Genomic DNA, 1,703 nt, shown 5'->3' on the forward strand with positions numbered 1-1,703 from the left:
GCTCGCGTGCCTCGGCGAGGTGCGCGTCGACCTTGCTCGCGGTCGCGTGGTTGTTCATCGGGCCGAGCGTGGTCGCCGCGTGGAACGGATCGCCCAGCACCGCCTCCTGCGCCGCGGCGCGCGCGGCCTCGACGAAGCGCTCGCGGACGGCGCTGGCCACCAGCACGCGCCCGGTCGCGCAGCAGACCTGACCGGCGTTGTAATAGGCCCCGCGCACCGCGGCGCGCGCCGCCGCCTCGACGTCGGCGTCGTCGAGCACGACCACGGGTCCGTTGCCGGACGCCTCGATGATCGAGCGCTTGAGTCCGGCCGTCGCGACGATCTTCTCTGCGGTCGCGGAGGATCCGATGAAGCCGATCGCGTCGATGCCGGGGTGGGAGACGAGATCCGCCCCGAACGCGCCCTCGCCGGGGAGGATGCTGACCAGGCCCGCGGGCACACCCGCCTCCTCCAGCACCTCGACGGTGGCGAGGAGCGTGAGCGGCGTGTGCGTCGGCGGCTTCACGACCAGCGCGTTGCCCGTCGCCAGGCCGGGGGCCGCGAACTCGGAGAACATCAGGACGGGGAAGTTCCACGGGATCACGATCGCCCAGGTGCCGACGCCCTGGTAGAAGGTCCACATCCGCTTGTGGGTGTCGTTGGCCGGAAGGGTCTCGCCGTGCAGGCGCACCGCGTCCTCGGAGTGCAGGTGGAACAGCTGCGCGGTCTCGTCGATGTCGGCGTAGGACTCGGTCAGCGGCTTGCCCTGCTCGAGCGTGAGCAGATGGGCCAGCTGATCGCGCTTGGCCGCGATGAGGTCGCCGACCTTGTGCAGGATCGCGGCGCGCTGCCAGACCCCGACGCGGCTCCAGGCGCGCTGCGCCTCGCGGGCGGCGGCGACGGCGCGGTCGAGGTCCTCGCGCCCGGGGACGGCGACCGAGGCGATCACCTCTCCGGTGACGGGGCTGACGACGTCGGTGGTCTCGCCCGAGGCGGCGTCCACGTAGTCGCCGGCGATGTAGAGCTGCGAGTGCGGGACGAGGATGTCGGATGCGACGACGGATGACAGGGTCATGATGGTGGGTTTCCTCTCGAGGGGATCGGGTGAAGGGAGGGTCAGACGGCGTCGTCGACGGTCTGCGGCAGGAGCCCGTTGCGGCGGTCGCGAGCCCGGACGAACGCCCAGATCACGACGCCGAGGGCGAGGATGCCGATCGCGATGCTGAGCTCGAGGATCCCGCCGTAGCCGGTGATCGAGAAGCCGGTCGCGCCGACGACGACGATGACCGCGAGCAGCACGGCGAGCGCGATCGAGACCGGCACGAGGAAGTTCGGCAGCCGGATCGGGCGTGCCGCGTTCGGGCGGTCCTTGCGGAGCAGGGCGAAGCCGGAGACCGCGAGCACGTGCGTGAGGACGTAGCCGAGGTTGCCGGTGACGATGATGGCGAGGGGCTGCTGCAGCACGACGAGCAGCACGATGTTCAGCACGAGCATGACGTTGAGCGCCCGCATCGGGATGCCGCGGCGGTCGAGCTTTCCGACGGCCCGGACGGTGACGCCCTCCTTGCCCATGTTGAACAGCACGCGCGAGGAGTCGGCCACGGAGGTCAGCATGACCAGCACGAGCGACGCGATGAGACACAGCACCATGATGTTCGCCGCCGCGTCGGAGTGGACGAGCTTCGCGAAGGCCGCGACGAAGAACGTGGCCGGATCCTTGCCGA

General features: G+C 70.8%; 2 protein-coding genes. Both read right to left on the reverse strand.

The window, feature by feature from the left end; translation table 11 throughout:
* The coding region (locus B7X32_RS20725) for an aldehyde dehydrogenase family protein (protein WP_292724086.1) at positions 1–1,054 on the reverse strand (1,054 nt) is incomplete at its 3' end.
* A 41-nt stretch (positions 1,055–1,095) separates the two neighbouring features.
* The coding region (locus B7X32_RS20730) for an amino acid permease (RefSeq protein WP_292724089.1) at positions 1,096–1,703 on the reverse strand (608 nt) is incomplete at its 5' end.

Origin of the sequence: Microbacterium sp. 13-71-7 (assembly GCF_002257455.1) — a bacterium.
GTDB lineage: Bacteria > Actinomycetota > Actinomycetes > Actinomycetales > Microbacteriaceae > Microbacterium.